21 protein-coding genes are annotated in these 22,614 nt (G+C 33.7%); 13 read left to right on the top strand and 8 right to left on the bottom strand.

Features of this window, described 5'->3' with window-relative positions:
* Window positions 1-2 precede the first annotated feature (2 nt).
* Window positions 3-530, top strand: a complete 528-nt coding sequence (locus tag DPQ31_RS17350; protein ID WP_098000524.1) for a GrpB family protein — start codon at window positions 3-5, stop codon at window positions 528-530.
* Window positions 531-671: 141 nt separating this feature from the next.
* A complete protein-coding gene (locus DPQ31_RS17345; protein WP_098000526.1) occupies window positions 672-1,271 on the top strand; it encodes an FMN-binding negative transcriptional regulator in 600 nt (199 codons plus the stop codon).
* A 73-nt stretch (window positions 1,272-1,344) separates the two neighbouring features.
* Here DPQ31_RS17345 and DPQ31_RS17340 read toward each other — a convergent pair whose 3' ends face one another.
* The 5 genes from DPQ31_RS17340 to DPQ31_RS17320 all read right to left on the bottom strand — a co-directional run bounded on the left by DPQ31_RS17340 (window position 1,345) and on the right by DPQ31_RS17320 (window position 5,899).
* Complete coding sequence (locus tag DPQ31_RS17340) at window positions 1,345-1,533, bottom strand: Phr family secreted Rap phosphatase inhibitor (protein WP_000592017.1); 189 nt, start codon at window positions 1,531-1,533, stop codon at window positions 1,345-1,347.
* Window positions 1,530-2,624: a response regulator aspartate phosphatase gene (locus tag DPQ31_RS17335; protein WP_098911817.1), complete on the bottom strand. Its 1,095-nt coding sequence runs from the start codon at window positions 2,622-2,624 to the stop codon at window positions 1,530-1,532. The genes DPQ31_RS17340 and DPQ31_RS17335 overlap by 4 nt, the downstream gene beginning before the upstream one ends.
* Window positions 2,625-2,879: 255 nt before the next feature.
* Window positions 2,880-4,346 carry a protein adenylyltransferase SelO gene (locus tag DPQ31_RS17330; RefSeq protein ID WP_208730795.1) on the bottom strand — a complete coding sequence of 489 codons (1,467 nt, stop codon included), beginning with the start codon at window positions 4,344-4,346 and terminating at the stop codon, window positions 2,880-2,882.
* Between the two features lie 178 nt (window positions 4,347-4,524).
* Window positions 4,525-5,523 (bottom strand): NADP-dependent oxidoreductase, encoded by a 999-nt coding sequence (locus DPQ31_RS17325; protein ID WP_098226846.1) that lies wholly within the window; start codon window positions 5,521-5,523, stop codon window positions 4,525-4,527.
* 31 nt (window positions 5,524-5,554) lie between these two features.
* Window positions 5,555-5,899: an ArsR/SmtB family transcription factor gene (locus tag DPQ31_RS17320; RefSeq protein ID WP_000571879.1), complete on the bottom strand. Its 345-nt coding sequence runs from the start codon at window positions 5,897-5,899 to the stop codon at window positions 5,555-5,557.
* A gap of 510 nt (window positions 5,900-6,409) precedes the next feature.
* Here DPQ31_RS17320 and DPQ31_RS17315 point away from each other — a divergent pair.
* The gene (locus tag DPQ31_RS17315; RefSeq protein WP_208730794.1) at window positions 6,410-8,023 is read left to right on the top strand and encodes an FAD-dependent oxidoreductase; all 1,614 of its coding nucleotides are present in this window, start codon (window positions 6,410-6,412) and stop codon (window positions 8,021-8,023) included.
* A 585-nt stretch (window positions 8,024-8,608) separates the two neighbouring features.
* Window positions 8,609-9,553, top strand: coding sequence for a glycerophosphodiester phosphodiesterase (locus tag DPQ31_RS17310; RefSeq protein ID WP_208730793.1), 945 nt, complete (start codon window positions 8,609-8,611; stop codon window positions 9,551-9,553).
* Window positions 9,554-9,659: 106 nt separating this feature from the next.
* Here DPQ31_RS17310 and DPQ31_RS17305 read toward each other — a convergent pair whose 3' ends face one another.
* Complete coding sequence (locus DPQ31_RS17305; protein WP_208730792.1) at window positions 9,660-10,169, bottom strand: DUF3916 domain-containing protein; 510 nt, start codon at window positions 10,167-10,169, stop codon at window positions 9,660-9,662.
* On the bottom strand, window positions 10,162-11,013 hold the full coding sequence (locus tag DPQ31_RS17300; RefSeq protein WP_097953774.1) for a LysR family transcriptional regulator: 852 nt from the start codon (window positions 11,011-11,013) through the stop codon (window positions 10,162-10,164). Before DPQ31_RS17300 ends, DPQ31_RS17305 begins: the two co-directional genes overlap by 8 nt.
* Before the next feature lie 86 nt (window positions 11,014-11,099).
* Between DPQ31_RS17300 and DPQ31_RS17295 the strand changes: the two genes are divergently transcribed.
* Window positions 11,100-12,332, top strand: coding sequence for an MFS transporter (locus DPQ31_RS17295; protein WP_199632052.1), 1,233 nt, complete (start codon window positions 11,100-11,102; stop codon window positions 12,330-12,332).
* A 111-nt stretch (window positions 12,333-12,443) separates the two neighbouring features.
* Here the strand turns inward: DPQ31_RS17295 and DPQ31_RS17290 are convergent, their stop codons facing one another.
* Window positions 12,444-12,674: a hypothetical protein gene (locus DPQ31_RS17290; protein ID WP_000798810.1), complete on the bottom strand. Its 231-nt coding sequence runs from the start codon at window positions 12,672-12,674 to the stop codon at window positions 12,444-12,446.
* A gap of 257 nt (window positions 12,675-12,931) precedes the next feature.
* Between DPQ31_RS17290 and DPQ31_RS17285 the strand changes: the two genes are divergently transcribed.
* The 8 genes from DPQ31_RS17285 (at window position 12,932) to DPQ31_RS17250 (ending at window position 22,606) form a co-directional block, all read left to right on the top strand.
* On the top strand, window positions 12,932-14,059 hold the full coding sequence (locus DPQ31_RS17285) for a serine hydrolase domain-containing protein (RefSeq protein WP_000915199.1): 1,128 nt from the start codon (window positions 12,932-12,934) through the stop codon (window positions 14,057-14,059).
* Between the two features lie 301 nt (window positions 14,060-14,360).
* Window positions 14,361-15,518, top strand: a complete 1,158-nt coding sequence (locus DPQ31_RS17280; RefSeq protein ID WP_199632054.1) for an agmatine deiminase family protein — start codon at window positions 14,361-14,363, stop codon at window positions 15,516-15,518.
* 322 nt (window positions 15,519-15,840) lie between these two features.
* Window positions 15,841-16,257, top strand: coding sequence for a phosphate-starvation-inducible protein PsiE (psiE, locus tag DPQ31_RS17275; RefSeq protein WP_000916785.1), 417 nt, complete (start codon window positions 15,841-15,843; stop codon window positions 16,255-16,257).
* Between the two features lie 180 nt (window positions 16,258-16,437).
* Window positions 16,438-17,370, top strand: coding sequence for a bestrophin family protein (locus DPQ31_RS17270; RefSeq protein ID WP_208730791.1), 933 nt, complete (start codon window positions 16,438-16,440; stop codon window positions 17,368-17,370).
* A 254-nt stretch (window positions 17,371-17,624) separates the two neighbouring features.
* Window positions 17,625-18,602, top strand: a complete 978-nt coding sequence (locus DPQ31_RS17265; protein ID WP_208730790.1) for an agmatine deiminase family protein — start codon at window positions 17,625-17,627, stop codon at window positions 18,600-18,602.
* Window positions 18,603-18,704: 102 nt separating this feature from the next.
* A complete protein-coding gene (locus tag DPQ31_RS17260) occupies window positions 18,705-19,526 on the top strand; it encodes a MerR family transcriptional regulator (protein WP_098000543.1) in 822 nt (273 codons plus the stop codon).
* A 183-nt stretch (window positions 19,527-19,709) separates the two neighbouring features.
* Window positions 19,710-21,452, top strand: a complete 1,743-nt coding sequence (locus tag DPQ31_RS17255; RefSeq protein ID WP_208730789.1) for an amidohydrolase — start codon at window positions 19,710-19,712, stop codon at window positions 21,450-21,452.
* Window positions 21,453-21,559: 107 nt separating this feature from the next.
* The gene (locus tag DPQ31_RS17250) at window positions 21,560-22,606 is read left to right on the top strand and encodes an agmatine deiminase family protein (RefSeq protein WP_097837355.1); all 1,047 of its coding nucleotides are present in this window, start codon (window positions 21,560-21,562) and stop codon (window positions 22,604-22,606) included.
* Window positions 22,607-22,614 lie beyond the last annotated feature (8 nt).

The following is a 22,614-nucleotide window of genomic DNA, read 5'->3' as shown; positions in this document are numbered from 1 at the left end:
CATTGAAACAGAGAATTACTATCGAAGAATATAACATGAAATGGGAAAGTGAATTTTACAAATTACACACTCTAATTAACAATGTAATGGAAGGCAGCATTTTATCCATTGAACATGTTGGGAGTACATCTGTTAAAGGGCTTGCATCAAAACCAATACTAGATATTGATGTTGTAATAGAAGAGTACGAATTTTTTCATGAGGTAGTAAAAAAACTTGAGAAGATAGGGTACTATCATCAGTTAGAATGGAGCTTTAAAGGAAGAGAGGCGTTTGGAAGAAAGGATGCGTTCGTTCCATGGAACGAGGAAAATACAGTTTGGATGGAACATCATTTATATGTGTGTGATAAAAATAGTGAAGAGTTGAGAAGGCATATAGCGTTTCGAGATTACCTTCGTGAACATACTGAAGTAGCTAATGAGTATGGAAACTTGAAGGAAGAGTTAGCAAGAGAGTCGAAAAATCGATCGAGCTATGGCGAAGGTAAAACAGCATTTATTACAAATATATTTGGAAAAATAAACTAAGGTCGCATTAAGTACATGCGACCTATTCTTATTAAATTGAATGCTGCCACTATAAAATAATGACAAACTGGCCCTGTTGATTGATGCGATTACTAAATATAATAGGAAAGAAAATAGAAAAGAGCGGAAAAGAGGGAGCTTATGTACATACCAAAATATTTCGCAATACAAGATGAAGAGATGAAGTACGAAACAATTGAACAAAATAGCTTTGCGACATTATTTTCTCAACATAACGGGGAACCATATGCAACGCATTTACCGTTGTTATTAAATAGGGAAACCCTTACGTTACACGGTCACTTCGCACGTCCGAATGAACAGTGGAAAGATAGTGGGAAACAGCAAGTATTAGCTATATTTCAAGGGCCGCATAGTTACATCTCTCCGTCATGGTATGAAACAAACAAAGCTGTACCAACATGGAACTATGTTGCAGTGCATGTATATGGCGAATTAGAAATTGTTGAAGATGAACAAGGATTAGTAGAATCCCTTCAAGATTTAGTACATAAATATGAAAATCCACAGAGTACCTACTCGCTAAATGAGGTAGATCCGAATTATATGGCAGGATTAAGTAAGGGGATAGTTGGTTTTAAAATTAAGATTAGCAAGATAGAAGGAAAAGCGAAGTTAAGTCAAAATCATTCTGAAGAAAGACGAAATTTAGTTGTGGAGGAGCTTGAGAAAGTTGGTAGTGAGGGGAGTAAGAGGATTGCGGAGTTGATGAGAAAATAAAGCCTGCATGAAGGGGAAATATTCTAAATAAGCGTATTTAAAAAGACCTTCTTAATTGAAGGTCTTTCATTTTTTAAAGTGCTTTTTCAGTTGTTGTTGAGTTGTAGTCTGTACTTACGTCAACGGATTGAACAAGGTCAGGTCTTTGTGGTGCAGGAAGATCAGCATGACCCGCCTGGTATGTAAATGAACTATGAATACCAGTAGCCAAAATACCGAAAACAGATAGTCCTAAAAAAACAGAGCTAATTTTTTTTATCATTTCAATGCCCCTTTCTCAAACGTTTTTTCTTTTGCTTGTAACGCTTTATGAAAATATTCACTTGCCTTAATGTGGTTATTTTCACTATAAAATTTAACAGCTAATTTTTCTGAGTATTCTTGAGTGTAGTTATATAATAATTCTTTGTCGAAAAACGTAATTCCTTTAAGAATAATTGTTTCTAATTCTTCAGAACCAACATTATTATTTAGTTCGTTTAGAATTTTAAAATGATATATATATTCTTCATTATTTAATTCCGTACAAATTTTTAACCCTTTTTGGATTAATCCTTCAGCGATAGTTGTTTCATCTAGTTTAGAGTGTTCTCTTGCTTGCAAGAAGAGAGCTTTGAAATGTGTAGGCTTCTTTTCAGTTACTTCTGATAGGTGACGGATTGCGAGTGTGGAGAGGTTTTGACTCGCATATAACCAACCCAAATTATTGCGCACACTTAAAATTAATTCTTTTTCATTAGATTTTTGTAAAAGGTGTATTGCTGAATTATATTGTTCTTCCGCTTGTTCATATTGTTTTAAATATACAAATGAGGCACCTAATGTATTTTTACATAATCCAACTTTAACTTCGTAGCCAGTTTGTTTATCGAAAATCTCTTTAGCTTTAGTTGCATATTCAATGGATTCAATTGGTTGGTAAAAGTGATAATGGAAAATCGCCATTCGATAATAAAATTCAGCATGCTCTAGATTATCAGTGTTATTTACTAATAATAACTTAGCCTGTTCATAATGTTCGCTAGCTATGTTATAGTCTGTGGTTAAAGTTGCATAAATGCCTTTAAAGAAGTGATAGTAGTAAGACAGTGGATGATTGGATGAGATTACGTAAGAATCTATTTTATCAAAGCTATCTTTTGAAATACTTAAACTATCTGTCAAAACTTTATGTCGAAACTCTAGTAAGGAATGATATAATGCTAAATTTTCATCTTCCTCGAAGTTTAGTTCCTTTTCCTCAATTTCATGCTTTAAGTTTGTCGCTTGGGATACATCTTGTTTTAGCATAGCCAAATACCAGTCATTAAATAATTTTGTAGTTTGTTCATTACCTTGTAGTTGAACGTTCATGAAATCCCCTCACTTTTTGAATATTCTTATAAAATATAGTATCAAAAATAAAAATATTTAGAAATGATGTTTTATATTTCTCAATATTTGTTTAACAAGCTTACGAGTAAGTCTATTGGAATAGTGTAGAATTTGTTTTGGATTAAAGAAATGGCATCGGGGGATGTGCATTTTAAAGTTTTAGTTGAGTGGGGGGATATAAAAAGGGTGCGTTCACACAATTGGTATGAACACACCTTGTTACATATTAAACAATCAAGTCCCACAAAAAGTACGATAAGGACGATTCGTAGGCACGGGTGGAACACAGTATTCTTCTTGCTCTGCAGAATAAGCATAAGGATTTGATAAAGCTTCAAGAAGTTTCTCCATTACGCTATAATCTCCATCTGTAACAGCTGCTTCTAATGCTTCTTCTACACGGTGGTTCCTTGGGATGATCGACGGGTTATTATTTTTCATCATCTCATAGGCGTTCTCTTTTGATTCTTCTTGTTTTTCTAATCGAGATTGCCATAGTCCGTACCATTCTTTAAATTCTGGACTTTCGAATAGAGGGGTATTTTCTAACGTATCGAGAGTTAAAGAACGGAAGGTATTTGTATAATCCGCTTTATATTTCTCCATCATTTTTAAAAGTTGCTCAATAAGTGATTGATCTTGTTCCTCGTTGCTAAATAGTCCTAATTTCTTTTTCATTCCAAGGAACCAATTGTTTTCATACTGTACGCTAAATTTTGAAATTTCGTCTTGTGCAATCTTTAATGCTGTTTCTTCATCTTCATGTAGGATAGGTATTAAAGATTCAGCTAAACGAGCGAGATCCCAAGCAGCCATATATGGTTGGTTTCCATATGCATAACGGCCTTGTGTGTCAATAGAGCTAAATACGGTTCCTTGGTCGTAATTGTCCATAAATGCACAAGGACCGTAATCAATCGTTTCCCCACTAATCGTTATATTGTCAGTGTTCATTACACCATGGATAAATCCAACAAGTTGCCATTTAGCGATAAGACTTGTTTGTCTTTTAATGACTTCTTGTAGTAATGCAGTATATGGATTTTTATGAGATTCAATTTCTGGATAATGCCTTTTGATCGTATAGTCAGCTAGTGATTGAAGATCCTCGGTAGAACCACGAGCGGCAGCATATTGAAATGTGCCAACACGTATATGGCTACTAGCAACCCTAGTTAAAATTGCTCCGGGTAACTTTGTTTCACGATATGTTGGTTCGCCAGTTGAGACAACTGCTAAACTTCGAGTAGTCGGAATATCAAGTGCATACATTGCTTCGCTAATAATATACTCACGTAGCATCGGACCGAGTGCAGCACGACCATCACCGCGGCGTGAATACGGAGTAGGGCCAGAACCTTTCAGTTGAATGTCAAAACGTTTACCGGAAGGAGTAATTTGTTCGCCAATTAAAAGGGCACGGCCGTCGCCTAACATATTAAAATGTCCGAATTGATGACCGGCATACGCTTGAGCTAATGGATGAGCTCCTTCAGGGAGTGCATTACCAGCGAAAATAGCAATTTCAACTTCTTTTTTCAATTCTTCAGGATTAAAGCCGAGAGATATTGCTAGTGAATGATTTAGTTTAACTAGCTCCGGTGAACTTACGGGAGTAGGGGGGATTTCTGTATAAAATGATTGTGGTAAAGTCGTATAACTATTATCTAAATTCCAACCAGCTTCCTTATTTTTAGTCATTTTATCTCCTCCTCTTTTGTAATTAGGATATGTATTTGTACGTATGTATTCTTTGTAAAGTTAACTAAAAGTATAATATAATATTTCCCCTTGCAATCTATTGTAAGGACTTCATTGCACAATGTCTATTTAACAGCAAATTTAAAACCTCCATTTTAAGAAAATGGAGGTTTTATTATTATTTCATTTTTACAATTATTTTTCCTTTTGCTCTTCCAGACTCTGAATATTCCATTGCTTTTTGAGCATCTTCAAAAGGGAAAACTCGATCGATTACAGGTTTGATTTGTCCAGCTTCAATATAGTTTGCAATAGTACGTAATTGATCCCCGCTTGGCTTCATAAATAAAAATGAATATTGAGCATTATGCTTTTTTTCAAGTGCGGTAAGTTTTTTGCTGGCTAATGAAAATAAGAGAGTTTTAAAGAATCCTGAACCAAATTCTTTACCGAAGCGAGCATTCGGCATGCCTGAAACGGAAACAATGTTTCCTCCGCTTTTTATAATATTGAATGATTTTTCAAGTGTTGCACCGCCTATTGTATCAAATACCGCATCATAATTTTTTAGTATATCTTCAAATTTCTCTGTTTTATAATTAATAATTTCATCTGCGCCAAGAGATGTTACTAAATTCGCACCAGCTTCACTAGCAGTCGTTGTAACAGTGGCACCCATTATTTTTGCTAACTGAATAGCAAAAGTACCAACACCACCGGATCCAGCGTGAATTAAAATCTTTTGTCCTTTTTGTAATTGCATGATGTCATGTAATGCTTGATATGATGTTAAGCCAACGAGTGGAATCGAAGCAGCTTCCTCAAAACTTAAATTATTAGGTTTTAAAGCTATATCATCTTCATGAATGGCTATATACTCCGCGAAAGTACCAATCTTATTTTTTCTTGGGCGTGCATATATTTCATCACCGACTTTAAAGTTAGTCACTTTTGCCCCAATCTTTACGATGACACCGGAAAAGTCATTACCAAGTATTAGGGGCATTTCATATTTCAGTAACATTTTTACTTTTCCGTCGCGTATTTTAAAATCAATTGGATTAATGCTAGCTGCATGAATTTCTGCGAGCACTTCATACTCATTTATTTCAGGAGTAGGTACCTCTGTCATACGCATTGGGACTTTTCCATATCTATCAATTATCATTGCTTTCATTTCTTATACCTCCAAATACCGTATCTTTATTTCAATAAAAGTTGTGCAACAGCTTTTCAATATCTAACACAAGATTTTTTAATAAACCTAATTTTGTACGTATATCAATATAATAAAAGTTTTTTGTGCCTTCTTTTCGCATTAAAATAATACCAGCTTCTCGTAAAATCTTAAGGTGATGTGATACTGCTGGGCGGGAAAGGTGTGTTTGCTTCGTAATTTCTCCTACACGTAATCCGGTTTGACATTCCGTTTCCATGAGAACTAACAAAATAGCTTGCCTTGTTTCATCGCCAATTGCCAATAATACTTTTTGAGAATCAATAAAATCTTTTTTTATAACATTTAATTGTTCTTGTTTATTCATTTCAATCACTTTGCCTCCAATAAATTAGTCGAAAGGTTTAAGATGATGAACCATTGCATCGATACGATAATGCTACATGATTGTTGTATGAGCTGCAATATTGGGAAAGAAAATCGAGACGAATGAATTTTTTATTGTTGAAAATTATAGAGGGATAGAAAAGGGATTGGAAGGATTACATAACTCAATAGATGAAGTTTTAAAAATGAAAAATGATTTAACAATAAAGTAAGCGATCGCAACCTTATATAATCCATAAGGTTATGATCGCTTATAATTTTTGTATTATTTCTGATTTCTATAATAAAACATGGCTCAACGTAAAGTAAGTTCTTTTGTTTTACTCTTTCATACACACACAATTCAGGTGGATTATAGATGTATGAAAAGGTAAAAGGGATTTTGGGGCGTAATCTATCTATATGATAATTCAAAATGAAATATAAGTCTATATTTTAATGGTTTTTTTAATTATATTTATGATACTGAGCTCAGAACAATGATGTGGAGGATAAATATATGAAAGCAAATTATGTACCAGTTTTAATTGTTGGAGGGGGATTATCAGGATTAGCGTCTGCGTTATTTCTTGCAAAACATAATATTAGGTACTTACTTATTGAAAGACATCCGTCTACTGCAATTCATCCGAAAGCAGGCGGGCTTACTTTACGTACAATGGAGTTATTTCGAGAATTAGGTTTAGAAAATAGAATTAAATTGGCGGGGAAAGCACTAGAAAATTGCCGAGGAAGAATAGCGGTTCGTACAATAGCTGAGGCGAATAAGGAAGAATTGGAAAAAATGAGAGCCACTCAGTATGGAAACGATGAAAAGTTACTTCAAAAAATAGAAGAGATTAGCGCATCAAAACAAACTGCTTGTTATCAAATTATTTTAGAAGAAATGATGTTACAAGAAGCGAAGACATTAGGCGGAGAACTATCTTTTTATCATGAATTAATTTTATTTGAACAAAATGAGAACGGGGTAAAAGCAACGATTCGAGATCGTGAAACAGAAAAAGAGAGTGTCATACATTGTGATTATGTAATTGCAGCAGATGGGGCGAAAAGTAAAATACGTGAGCAGTTAGGGATTAAAACTGAGGGTCGTGGAACCATTGGTGGCTATTATATGAATATTTATTTTGAAGCTGATTTAAGTGAGTTTATACAAGGAGACGCATTCGGTTTTTCTATGGTACTTCATACGGAGGTTCTTGGTGCACTCATCCCGGTTGATAACGTAAAAAAATGGATTTATCATGTAGCCTACGATCCACTAAAAGGAGAGGGGCCAGAGGATTTCAATATAGAACGTTGTAAACAAATTATTCAAACAGCAATTGGAAGTACAAATGTTGAACCAGAAATATTAAGTGTTCTACCGTGGGAAGCGAGTGAAAGTACAGCGATAAAATTTCAAGAAAATCGCATTTTTTTAGTTGGTGATTCTGCACATATTATGCCGCCAACAGGAGGATTTGGTTCAAATACGGGAATACAAGATGCGCATAATTTAGCCTGGAAGTTAGCTGCTGTTATAAAAGGGAAAGCAAAACCGAAATTGTTAGAAACATACCATGATGAGAGATACCCTGTTGCAAAATTAACGACGGATTATGCGAGTAGTTTATTATTTCGTGCTGCGAATAGAGAGGAAGGCAGTTTGAATAATATGGATGGTTTAGCTGTAACTGTTGGGTATCAGTATTGTTCAGAGGCGATTATAGATGACTCCAACACTCCGCATAGAATGGATGTAGTAGAGCTGAACGGAAGACCTGGCACGCGAGCACCACATTTTTTTGGGGTGTATGAAGGGAAAGAAGCTTCTATACTAGACTTATTCGGTAACAATTTTGTATTACTTACAGGAATAGAAAATTGTTCTTGGGATGAAGCTGCACATGATGCTTCATCTAAATTAGGAATAAATATAAAAGTGTATCGAGTTGGTCTAAGTGGAGACTTTATTGCTCAAGAAGATGTTTTTAGCAAATTATATGGGATAGAGGATGGAGGTGCTGTATTGATTAGACCTGATGGCTTTATAGGGTGGCGTTCAGGGAAAGAGGTTATATCTCCAATAAACACAGTACTTGAAGAGGTTATGAACAATTTATTATGAAATTTTCAAATAAATAAGGAAGTGTGGTTGTATATAAATTATCCACTTTTTAACTAAGAATTGTAAAAAATGAAAGTTGTTATAAAAGATAATAATATTATGTAAATAAAATAGTTGATAAAAACAAAAAGACATTATAGCTAATCATTGTCCATAAAAGTCTGATCAGTGTGAACTAATACTCAATGGAGGATGCATAAAACTTGGTTGATTGAAGTTTTACTTTATTAAAAAATCATATTCACAAAATTTAATAGGTTTGGTATGATTAATTTCTACAAGTTAATAGAGGCCGGAGATATTTGAGAAAAGCCATAAGTTTATTTAGGGATACAGGAGTGTCCTCTAAATAAATTATGGCTTTTTTTATTGAATGAACCGTACACAATAGGGAGTTACATGTGAAAAGGAGGCTATAGGAATGAAATAGTATAGTAATAGTTTTCTTTATTAATAACATAGAGAAAATATATTTGTAAGATTGAAATTTTAATATAGGCTTATAAAAATAATGAAAGTATGTCTTCTATTTCGTGTAAATCTCATTAGCTTGTTGAAATTTGCAACGTAGGAAGGGTTAAAAGGATGAGAAAAATTATTAGCGTTTTAGTTATTTTCTTTATGACGGGAAGTATCTTTGCTGGGGGAGCTGTTCATGCCAAATCAGAAGGGAAGCATGAATGGAATACGAATAAGTTTTTAAATATTGCACATCGCGGAGCAAGTGGACATGCACCTGAGCACACTTTTGCTTCTTATGATTTAGTGAAAAAAATGAAAGCGGATTATTTGGAGTTAGATATTCAATTAACTAAGGATGGCCAATTAATTGCAATGCATGATACAGCAGTTGATCGAACTACAAATGGTACAGGTGAAGTACGAGATAAAACGTTAAGTGAAATAAAGAGTTTAGATGCAGGGTCATGGTTCAATAAAGCTTATCCAGAAAAGGCTAAGCAAGAGTATATTGGTCAAAAAGTTCCGACTCTTGAAGAAATCTTTCAGAAGTACGGAAGAAGTATGAAGTATTATATTGAAACAAAATCGCCAGATGTGTATCCAGGAATGGAAGAGAAATTATTAGCGTTATTAAAAAAATATAATTTAATAGGTCAGAACATGTCTTCTAGCCGTGTTATGATTCAATCATTTAGTAAAGATAGCTTAAAAAAGATTCATAGTATGAATGAAAATATTCCGTTAGTCCAACTACTTTGGTATTATCCAAATGATAACAACGAGATTGTTGAATGGTCTGGCATTACACATGAGCCGAAAAGTGTAACGAATGATGATTTTCAAGAAATTAAAACGTATGCAGTCGGTATTGGGCCAAACTTACGTAATGATAATGGAGAGTTAATTATGGATGAGTCATATATGAAAAAGGCTAGGGAAAATCACCTGCTTATTCATCCGTATACAATTAATGAGAAACCAGATATGAGATTGTTAATTAAATGGGGTGCTACAGGAATGTTTACAAATTATCCGGATCGGTTACATAGTGTTTTAAAAGGAAAATAAATAGGGAAAAAGGTATACCAATATTTTAGGTATACCTTTTTCTATGATGTAAAATGAGTGGTTATTGTTTCAGGGTAGATTCAAATAATAGAGTTCAGTGCCTTCTTCACGCTAATTCTCCAATAAACCAAATCTCTTTTTTAGAGCATTCATCTTCGTCATGAATGATTTCTTGAAAGTGCAATGTTTTGACGGTATGACAAATTGTAATTCCCCATTTTTCCCAAAAAACAGATTCATTTGAAAGCGGAATCCATTTTTGAAATTCACTATTTCTACGGGAAAAAGTATGAAAGTAGTCATCGTTTTTAAATATGATAATTTGAGAGCGCCATAAATCTGCAATGGAAATCATAACTACAACTCGATATGTATTTGTGTCGTTCGGTTTCATTTTCAATAATTGATTTGCTTGATTTAATAAAGTTTGAATACACAATCTCTTTACTTTCCTAGGGGTTTTTTGAGAGTTAATAAAAGCTTGTGAAACAGGTAAAGGCATATACCAATATTGATTATGATAGAAAGTAGAAGGGAATGTATTCGTATATTCTTCAATTCGTTTAATCATAGTATTTGTTTTTCGTTTCATACCACGTATTTTCTTTTCACGCATTGTGAGTCATCTCCATAAATTTTTGTAATGCAGCTGAGTGAAAAATATCTTTTCTCGTAATAAAAGTAGTAGGAACTTTTTTGAAGCTATTTGGTAAAGGGTTGAATGATACGTCATGTTTATGACCATTTAAGATAGATTTCATCATAATTGCTATGCCCATACCTGATTTTACACATGCGAGTATCGCTTCAATCGTTCCAAACTCTAAAACTCGTTTAGGTGAAATTCCTTCTTCTTGAAGCCAGTCTTCTAATAACCTTCTATAATAGCAACCGTGACTAAAGGTAAGTAAATTCATGTCTCCTATGTCTTGGAAAGAGGATAAAGGATTTTTGCTAATGAGAACTAATTCTTCTTCACGAAATACATTTGCACGAAGTTCAGCGTGCTGAGTAGTTCCAGCGATAAATGCTCCGTCTAGTTTTCGGTCTAATACGAGATGGGTTAGCTGTTCCGTCGTATTTGTTTCTAAAACTAATTCGACTTGTGGGTAATTCTCATAGTAGTTCGCTAATATGGAAGGAATCCGAACAGCTGTTGTGGATTCTGTACATCCGATTTTTAAAGTGCCTTTTGGTTCGGTTCCATTACTTTGGACCGCTTTAACAGATTGCTCCATTAAGTGGATGATTTGTTTTGCGTATGTTAATAAAATCTCGCCGTTAGAAGTTAAAGTAACACCTTTTCCATTTCGATAAAATAAAGGCACACCTAATTCGTTTTCTAGTTGTTTCATACGCATCGTTACGCCAGATTGTACATAGTTTAAATTTTTTGCAGCATGAGATATATTTCTTTCTTTTGCAACTTCGTAAAAAACAGTTAAATCTTTTATGTCCACGTATCATCCCTCCGAAAAAGGTATCAATTTTTTTGATGGATTATATGATTAATATTTATTTTATATGATATCAAAAATTTCATACAATGGAAGGGGATGGAGGGATCTTAATGCTAATGAAAGAGAATGTGAACAGTACTTATAAGTGGATGATGTTAATTTTTGCGACGATTGCTCAAACGACAGCGACACTTATAACGTATGGTGTCGGAGCTTTCGCTTTATTTTGGAAGGAAGAATACGCACTTACGAATATGGAGAGTGGGTTATTAGTAAGCGTTGTAAATATTGGACCGCCATTTTGCATGCTTTTTGTTGGGAAGCTACTTGATCAATATAATGAAAAATGGTTAATTACTATCAGTTCATTTTTACTCGGAGGTTCGCTCTTACTGACTAATATAGTAAATGGATTTAAAGGGTTACTCTTTGTCCTTTTGTTAGTAGGAATGTTTTATAGTGTTTCCCAGCCGGGAGGAAGTAAAGTGATACTAAAATGGTTCTCAAAAGAAAATCGTGGGTTAGCAATGGGGATCAGGCAAGCCGGTATACCTATTGGTGGTGTACTAGCGGGAGTATTAATTCCGTTACTTGTAATAAAATATAATTTGTCTTATGCGATACATGTAATAGGAAGCATTTGTATAATAGGTGGTCTTTTATTTTCTATATTTTATCGAGATTCATGTGTTCGGAAGGAAGGGAAAGAAGAACGTATAAAAACCTCTTTTTGGGTGCAGTTAAAATCAGTGATGCATAAAAAAGCGTTGTATCCAATTTATATAACTGGTATTTGCATGATTTCATTACAAATGGTGTTAGTTGGACATTTTATAAATTTTTTAGTAATGGAACAATCAATTACACCTATTTTAGCCGGAAAAGTATTTTCAGTTATGTTCTTTTCTGGAATGATTGGCCGTATTACATTGGCAGCTGTTAGTGATTTGTGTTATAAGGGAAACCGGCGCATCCCTTTATTTATATCGGTCTGCACTTCTATCTGTTTTATTCTTATGTTAGTAATGAATATACATACAATAAGGAGTGAGTTCTTGTATGTTGTAAGTGCATTGTTAGGGTTCTTTTCGATTGGCTGGTTCAGTCTTTTTATTATTGAAGTTGCAGAAACGGCAAGTGAAGAATCTGTAGGGATGACAGTGAGTCTTGCTCTTACATTAAATCAAATTGCTATTATTGTTGCACCTGTCTTATTTGGGTATATTGTAGATCAGAAAGGGTATACGTATGCGTGGTTGTGTATAGTTGTATTACTAAGTATTTCAGTACTCAGCTTATATAGGGAGAATAAAAAATAAAGGAAAGTTAGCAATGTGAATTTTTGGTGAAGAAAATATAAAGAAATGCCATATGAGCGACATTTCTTATTGAATATGCTGTATAATCAAAAAAGAAAATGAGATTCGTTTTCAATTACGTTCATTTCCTCTTTTGAAATTACCTGTAATTTTAGCCATAATCAGTTGTTTTTCTTTATCGTTATTTGCATGATTTATTTTGTTTAAAAATTTTTCAGCGTCATTTCCTTTTAAAATCATAATTTGTTTTCCGTAATATTCAATTAAAACTATATCGTTCTTTGTTATCCGATAATGAAACATTCTATCATCTAAACGATTGCGTCTATCGGTATTTTTCATATTACATCTCCATTCTGTATGATGTGTAACAAATGTTACATAAGAAATTGAAATTATAGTCAGGTGCATCCGATTGTATGCTGGATATTTTTTAAGAAAGAAATACAATAGAGAGTAGTTGAAAGTTGAATATGATAAAAAGGAATCTAATTTAAATAAAGAGAATAGCAAGTAATATTATAAAATATCTGAAAAATAAAAGATATAGAATAGAATGGATGCACGTTAAGTGAAACTAGAAAAAGAGGGTTCCTATTATGTTAAAGAAATGGTTAATCGTTTTCTTTATTTTTGCTGTTTTTTGTGGGAGTGTCGTTGCACTAATACATGCAAAGAAAGATAAAAAATATGATATAAAGGCATTTTCGAATATAATTGATAAGCAAAAGGACGAGCAGCAAGAAGTTAGTATAAACGAGAAAAAACGCTATGAAAGTGCAGCGGGAAAACTAGATCAATATTTAAAAGATAAAGGGTTTAATGGGAGTGTTCTAGTAGCTAGCAAAGGTCATGTGATTTTACGAAAAGGTTACGGCTATGCGAATGTGAAAGATAAAATGTTAACAACGCCAAGAACGAAGTATCGTATCGGTTCAATTACGAAAACAGTCGTTGCGATATCTATTATGCAACTAAGAGAAAAAGGGAAATTAAATATTGAAGACAATGTCAATAAGTATATTCCATCGTTTCCGGCAGATAAAAACATTACGTTACGAAATTTGTTAACACATACGTCCGGGTTACCAGAACAGGGGCAAGGGAGTGTTGATGCAGCGTCACGTTTAAAGTTAGTAACGTGGATTGGTGCGCAAACGTTACAATTTCCTGCAGGGACAGGATGGAAATATACAGATTATAATTATATGGTTTTAGCGTATATTGTCGAAAAGCTTACGAATAAACCGCTTGCTGAATATGTGAAAGAAAATATTTTTAATCCTGTTGGAATGCATGAATCTGGAATGGGGGCAACTCTTCCAGAAGATATTTTCCTAGCGGAAGGTTATACGAAAAAAGATAATGAATTAATAGATGCGCCTCGCTTAAAAATGAACTGGCTATATGGTTGTGGTGAAATGTATACGACTGTTGAAGATATGAAAAAATTAGATGAGGCTATTATGGATGGGAAATTACTTTCTAAGCAAGGCTTATCTGATATGTTTACTGTATCACCTGCAAGAAAATATGGATTTAGTTTCTATATTTACCCAGATTATTATCATAATCATGGGGTATTAGCTGGTTGGAACACATTTAATAATTTTAACTGGGATAAACGAACGTTTGTTATATTATTCTCTAACGTACAGAATGGTATGAATGATACGTTTAATCAAGAGTTTAGAAAAATGGCGAATGATTTAATAGAAGAAAAATAAATGTTTAAAAATCGGTATTGATATGAAATGATCAATACCGATTTTTTTTATTTAATAATGTTTTATTTAGTGAACAAGCAAGTATGAGAAGGGAATAAGATTAGAATAAATTTATGAAGGATGTTAAAAAATAGTAATGTTAAATAGAGGGGGTTACTTTGTGAATGCCCTCTATTTTTATTGGAATTTTACGATTATCACGTGGGAGGATAATTGGTAATTTTTACATCGATGAAAAAGCTTGAGCTTCACACTATGTGAAGCTTTATATTATTGAAGACAAGAACAGGAGGGGCAGAAAATGAAAAAAGTAGTGAAGTTTTGTTTGATAGCTACATTAGCTACAACGGTTATAAGTGGATGTTCTTATGAAGGTGAAAATGAAAATGCAAAAGGGAAAGAGAATGAGAAGGTAGAGGTACAGAAAAAAATTGGAAAATACACGATGCCGGATGAAACAGATAAACATGAAGGTACATGGCTACAATGGCCACATGAATACACATATGGTCAAGAGTATCAACAAGAAGTTGAACCTATTTGGGTTAAGATGGCAAGTGCTTTAACTACGGGTGAAAAAGTCCACATTGTTGCATATGACCAGGAAGAAAAAGAGAGAATCAATAAGCTTTTAACAGATGAAGGGCTAAATATGGAGAAGATTGATTTCTTTATAGCACCTACGGATGATGTATGGGCAAGAGATAGTGGACCAATTTTTGTTTATGATAATGATAAAAATCTAAAAATATTAGATCCAGCATTTAATGGTTGGGGGAATAAAACACCTTACAAAAATGATGCTCGTATTCGTGAGAACGTTAGTAAGCAATTAGGGATTGAAAGAATTGATTGGGGGAAATTTGTCCTTGAAGGTGGCGCAATTGAATTAGATAGCAATGGGACTGCTTTATTAACTCGAAGTGCTGTAACGAATAAAAATAGAAATCCTGATTTATCGGAAAAGGAAATTGAAAAATATATAAGTGACCTTGGGGTGTCAAACTTTATTTGGTTAGATGGAGTACCTAATTTAGATATTACGGACTTTCATATTGATGGATTTGCTAAATTCCATAATAAATCTACTATTATAACGATGAAAGAAGACGACCTAGCCGAATGGGGTTTGTCTAACAAAGATATGGATACATTGTTGGATGCAAAAAATGCTTCAGGAAAGAAGTATAAGTATGAATACTTACCACTTAGTAAAGACAAGGTTGCTTTAGAAAATGGGAAAACTCTTGATTATAAGGGATCATATATCAATTATTATATTGGGAATAAAGTGGTATTGGTGCCTAATTATAATGATCCAAATGATAAAATCGCAAACGACGCGATTCAGAAGTTATACCCGGATCGTAAAGTAGTAGGTATTGATGTGAGAGAGCTTTATAAAAATGGCGGTATGATTCATTGTGTGACACAACAACAACCAATTCAATTGAAATAATCGTTTGGAGTTTCGTTATACTGCTGTATAGACAAAATAGATGAAATACTATCTTTACCTATTTTGTCATGCTTTATTATTCGTAAAAATAAAACGTTTTAATATAATGATAATCGGAGTATAGTGTATTGTCGCTTTTCGTTTTATCCCGCTATTTGCGGGTAGTAAGGCTCTCACCTTAAAACTCGACTCGAAAAAAGAAGTTAGGTGGGAGTCGGGCTGTCCATAAACGCCCGGTTAGTGTGGGCTAATAATCAGTAGGGGGTGAACAAACTCCCTACTGATTAAAGTTTCACTTTATATGGAAAAGGAGAAAATGTTTGTGTTAAAGAACTTAAAAATAGTATTTTCGTTTTTCCCTATCGTTCTACAGTACATTTTAAATGTAGCTTTGATTTGTTTAGGGGTTGTTCTAAGTGTGTTTCTTGTGAAAGAAGTCATTCAATTTATACAAGAACTGAAATTAAATGGTGAGGAATCTAGTTATCATTTGATCGATAGTATCGTCGTATTCTTTTTATATTTTGAATTCATCGTAATGATTATAAAGTATTTTCAAATGAATTTTCATTTTCCATTACGATATTTTATATATATAGGTATAACAGCTATCGTTCGTCTCATTATTATAAATCATGATAGTCCAATAGATATATTGTTATACGCCTGCGCGATTCTTGTATTAATTAGTGCTTTATTCGTTGCGAATTCTAAAATAATGCGTCGTGATTTAGAATAGTAAACATTTGTTGTTTAAATTAAAAAAGTGGTATATCTTTTGGAAAAAAAGGAGTAAGAGTATTGAAAGAAATAATTTTCACCAGTTTCGTAATGATAGGGTTTATGATTTTACTATTTAATTGTATACTTTCGTAATTTTTAAGGATAAAAGATTAAAAAAGAAGGGGATTTTGTAAATATGGTACATTACAATAATCAAAATAGTTTACATCAAATATTTACATTAAAGGGAACAGTTATAAGAGATATTTTCCCACAAATTTTATTATATATGTGCATTTCAACAGTAATCACTGTGATTAATTACTATTATGTAGCAATAAAAATTAATCAAACTCCTTGGGTAATTGTTGGAGGAGCTTTAGGTCTACTGTTAGTTTTTCGTACGAACACTGCCTATGATAGGTACTGGGAGGGTAGAAAGTTATTTGGCACGATTAGTGCTTCTACTAGAAATTTAGCAGTTAGTTTCTTATGTCATTGGGAGTCTGAAGAGAAAAAGACGGATCAGGAAAAGCTAAAATTTTTACATTTATTAATTGCTTTTCCTAAGATAGCGAAAGGGCATTTGAGAGACGATAAAGATCTAACTGAAATAAAAGCATTGCTTAATATTTGTTCTGAGAAGGAAAAGGAAATATTGGCGGAATCTATTCATTTACCAATTAGTATAGTTTTTATGTTAAAAACTATACTATCAAAAGGTTTAAAAACGGGTCGACTTCATCCAAATGTAATAATTAATATGGAAGCTGATTTGAATAATTTGCTTACGGCTGTGGGTGGATGTGATCGTATTAAAACAACGCCTATCCCATTTGCATATTTTGCTCATATTAAAATTTTACTGCTCATATTTTGCGGGACTTTACCGATCGGACTTGTTGATAGTCTTAGGTGGTTTACAGTACTTGCAACTACGTTTATAAGTTTTGCATTTATAGGGATTGAAGCAATAGGGGTTGAAATTGAAGATCCATTTGGTCAGGACCCAAACGATCTCCCATTAGAAGAGATTTGTATAGGAGTAGAAACACATGTATTAGATCTATGTAATCAAAACGGTTTGTTCGAAGTAATGGATATGAATCTTGATAAAAAAATCAGCTAATCATTCATTGGGTATGATGATTATATTTTTAATGTTGTCTGAAATGCGTTATTTTCAAATCTTGTCAAGAGTTACTTTACGGCTTAACGACAGCTATATATTTTTTATATAAATATATAATATTTCTCCGTGCTATAATCCATTCATGAAATGTGCACGTTTAAAAAATTGTAATGAAAAGAGAAATGGATTGGGGAATAGTTGGCTGATTGAAATCAGTTATGTAATCATTATTAAAAAGCGAGGTAAATAAAATGGAACAAAAACATAGTGGCATTATTTTTACTGCAATACCAGATGAATCGAATGAATATTATCAACCATTGTTTGAAGACATTATTTACTTTAATGAATACTTAAATGAAAAAAAATCATTTACCGATCAACTTATATCTTTATCTGTTGAAGAGCGAGACTTTCATACAAACTTCTTTGAGTATGATGATATTTGGCTAAGAGATGTTGCGCCAGTTATAACGAATCATCTTGTTAAATTTAAATATTACCCAAACTATTTACCAGAGGATCAAGGGCGATATTTAGATCAACAATTTAATAAATGGTTGAAGAAAAATGAATTTGAGTATGTGAAATCACCATTAATATTGGATGGTGGCAATCTTATTTGGAATAAAAAAGATACTGTTATATTAACAGAACGCATATTTGATGACAACGATGATTGGACGGAAGAGGAAATAATTGAGCAATTAGAGTGGGATTTAGATGTAAGCCGGGTTATTATTATTCCTGCTGAAGAAGGAGATGTACTTGCGCACGCGGACGGAATGGTTAAATTTATTGATGAACACACAATGTTTATTAGTGATTTTCTAGGTGATAATGAATTTAGATATCATGTGCAAGAGATTATTCAAGAGCAAATGCCAGAAGCTGAATTTATCGTTGTTCCTTCGTCATATACAGAGAAAGGGCAATATGATCAAGAAATTGCATCGGCAAAAGGTTTATATATAAATATGTTAGAAACATGTGACGCCCTTTATGTTCCTAAGTTTGGATTAGCAAAAGACGGGGAAGTTTTACGATATATTCAACAGCATACGGAAAAACAAGTCATTCAAATTCATGTAGGAGAAATATCGACTATGGGAGGTGCAATGAATTGTTTAACGTGGTATTGTCCGAGTCATTTATTGCCTTCAAAAATGAAAAGATTGAGCAATCAGGGTGAAAGTTCTTCAATTAGAAAAATTTTTGATTGGTTTTAATAAGGTGAAACTTTAATTAGAGGAGGCCATCCCCTCTAATTATTAGCCCATACCAATCGGGATGAATAAGTTTATAAGAAAATGTATTCAAGGGGTATTTATATGTATACAATTACTGAATTTTCACGAATTTGTAAAATGAGTACACGGATGCTAAGGCATTATGACAAAGAAGAGATATTAAAACCAGCATATGTGAATCCGGTAAATGGATATAGATATTATGAACAAGGGCAGCTGGAAGTAGCGTTAAAAATTAAAAAGCTGAGGGAGTACAAGTTTCCTTTACCAAAAATTAAAATCATTCTCCAGTCAGCAGATCAAGATTCGTTTGTTGAACATATGCAATCTCAAATTATGGAGTTATCTCATGAAGTGAAACAAAATTTACAGGTTATTTCAGAAATGAATGAAATAGTAAATATGAATAAAGGTCTAAATATTGCTCGCCATAGAAGTTACGATGTATTAATTGGAATGAGAAATGAAATAACAGTAATTGCTCAAAAGTTACAAATAGATATAGACGATATGGATGATTATTTTTATGACTTATATGAACAAGTACAAAAAAATAGCTTTCAAATAGTCGGTTCTCCATCTACAGTTTTTTATGATGAAGAGTATATTCCAAATCGCAGCCATATAGAATTAAGAATTCCGATTATGGATGAAGATAATAAAGGTGTATTACAAGAGTGCGACATAAAAAGGCTAAAGCAGCATCAAATTGTTACCACTTTGCATTATGGCAGCTATGACTATATAGGTTATGCTTATATGGCGTTAGAAGAGTGGGTTGAAAGGAATGGCTATATACTAGAGAGTCATCCATATGAAGTCTATATAAAGGGACCAGAATGTGATTGTTTAACAGAAGAGTATGTGACACAAATTTGTTTTTTAGTTACGAAAATAGAATGAGAATAAGGATTGACATTAACATTATGTCAATCCTTATTCTATATACGAAAGTAATTTATCCCGCTATTTTTTTGGAGTCAGGCTGTCCGTAAAAGCCTGATGGATGTGGGCAAATAATTAGTGAGGGATGGAGTCCACCACTAATTAAAGTTTCATTTTATCATAATAAAAAGGAGAAAGAATATGAAAAGAAAAATCATGATTATTTGTTTGATTCTAAGTATGGTATGGATTTCAGCGTGTACGCCTGAAGTAGGAGAAGGTGAGAATGGTAGCTCTGCTCTACCTGGTCAGTTGCCCAAAAATGTAGTGTTTAAAAATGGTACAATTTACACTTCTAATGAAAAGCAAGAAATGGCAGAAGCTATAGAGATTAAAGATGGGAAAATTACTTTTGTTGGTTCAAATAAGGATGTAGAAAAATTGATTAATAAAGATACGAAAGTGATAAATCTACAAGGACGTCAACTTCTTCCTGGTTTTGTGGATAATCATAATCATATTTTTGAAGCGAAATCACCAGCAGCAGGGAATTGCAGTGTCTCACCAGATGCTGCGTTGCAAGAACAACGCTCGTATTTAAATGCTTGTAAAAAAGATGTGAAAGATGGGGAATGGATAAGTGGAACAGGATTTAGTTTGGAAGAGCTGTTAAAAAATATGGATGAAAAGTCAGAACAACAAACGCCATTACAAGTTCTTGATGAGCTATTTCCTAATAACCCAGTATTAATTATGGAAAGAACCTCTCATTCTGTATGGGTTAACTCGAAAGCATTGGAGTTGGCTGGGATAAATAAAGATACGAAAGATCCACAAGGTGGAAGAATTATTCGGGATCCAGAAACAGGAGAACCGTTTGGTATTCTTTATGATACAGCTGGAGATATCGTAATGGAAAAAGCATGGAATGCCCAACCGAATTTGTTCGAAAAAAATTATGAAGGTTTGCTGGACGGCTTAGATGAAGTTGCGAAGAATGGTATTACTACAGTGGGGGATGGACGTCTCTATTGGAAACGAGGCTGGTTAGATGTTTGGAATAAAGTAAATGATGAGAAAAAGTTAACGTCACGAGTAGTACTTCGTCCGTGGGTGTATCCGAACTTAAATGAAGCAGAACAAATCGAGTATTTCCAAAAGATTAAGCGAGATGATTTGTCGTCACGCATGCTTATTAATCAAGTGAAGATGTATAGTGATGGAATTAGTATTAACAGTACAGCGAAAACGCTTGAAAAATATAAATTTGAGTGGTTTAAAGGAACCCCGTATGGTTTGAACTATATTCCAGAAGAAAAAATGAAATGGTGGTTAACTGAACTTAATAAACTTGGTTACGGTGCACTTATTCACACAATTGGAGATAGTGGAGTAAGAGAGAGTTTAAATGCAATTGAAGCAGCGAAAAAAGAAGGGGCAAAACAGCCGTATACGCTTACGCACGTGGAAATGGTAGAAGATAGTGATATGAATCGTTTTGCTCATTTAGGAGTTAGCGCTGATTTTCAAATCGGTCATGATTTTGCGGAAGATCCTAAACAAAGCTGGGCAAGTACGTATTTTACAGACCAGCAAATGAAACGAATTATGCCGTTAGGACAAATTTGGAAAACAGGTGCAAATGTATCACTTAGTAGTGATTGGGATGTAAATGAATTGAATCCACTTGTGACGATTTCGAACGCATTAAGTATTGATGAGAAAGGCTTGTCTAATGTACAGGCTGCTATTGATGCTTATACAATTAAGCCAGCTAAGGCACTAGGACTTGATAAGATTACTGGCTCAATTGAAGTAGGAAAATCGGCTGATATCGTAATACTAAATGAGGATATTACTAAAATGAGTGTCGATAAGATTCCGAGTGTGAAAGTATTAATGACAGTTTTACAAGGAGAAGTAGTGTATCACAAGGGAGAATAAAGAGTAACGGTATGAAGTAGTTACAAGCAAATGAATATATTGCTGTTGACCTTAACACGATGTCAAAGTATAGACTGGACTTACATTTAGAGAAGGGGTGAACATGTATGAGAAATATAGAAAATAGTTTGTTTTATATGCCTGCAGAATGGGAGAAACATGAGGGGACATGGCTCCAATGGCCTCATGATAAAACGCATAGAGGTGAAGGTTACAGAGCTAAGTTAGATGATATTTGGGTAACGATGGCGAAGGAGCTTCATTACGGAGAGAATGTGCATATTGTTGTATATGATGAAGAAGAAAAAACACATGTCCAATCGAAGCTAATTGAAGAGAACGTAAATATGGATAAAATTGATTTTTTAGTTCAAGAAACTGATGATATATGGATAAGAGATAATGGACCGATATTTGTAAAAGATAAGGAAGAAAATCTCTGCTTAACGCACTGGATTTTTAATGGTTGGGGGGATAAATATCCGTATGAAAATGATGCTGTTATTCCGGACGAAATAAGTGAAATGTATAGCATCCCAAAAGTTGCAGCAAGTGTTTGTCTAGAAGGTGGAGGAATAGAGATAAACGGAAACGGGACCTTAATGGCGGCAAAAACTTCTATTATAAATGAAAATCGAAATCCTACACTAAGTCAGGAAGAGATTGAAATGGAGTTAACGAAGTATTTAGGGGTAACGAATTTTATATGGATAACTGGTATTCGTGGTGAAGATAATTATGATGAAGATACGGATTATCATATTGATGGGGCAGCACGTTTTGTAAATGAAAATACGATTCTTTATGAATATGATCCTTTCGGGGAAGGAGAGGCGTACCTTTTGGATGCGCAAGAAAAGCATTATCAAGAATTGCGACAAGCGAGAAATATAGATGGAAGTCCATTTCAACTCATCCCAGTACCAGTAACAAGAAAAGTGGTAAAAGAGGCAGACTGTAAAGGTTCGTATTTGAATTTCTATATTGGAAATGAAGTTGTATTGGTTCCTATATACGGTGATGAACATGATAAGTTAGGACTGCAAATCATTGAAGGGCAGTTTCCAGGAAGAAGAATCGTTGGTATTCATGTAAATGCACTGTATGCGTATGGTGGTATGATTCATTGTGTGACGCAGCAACATGTAGAATAAAGTGATTC

The organism is Bacillus sp. COPE52 (assembly GCF_003355115.1).
GTDB lineage: Bacteria > Bacillota > Bacilli > Bacillales > Bacillaceae_G > Bacillus_A > Bacillus_A toyonensis.
This window is presented reverse-complemented; position numbering and strand designations above follow the sequence as displayed.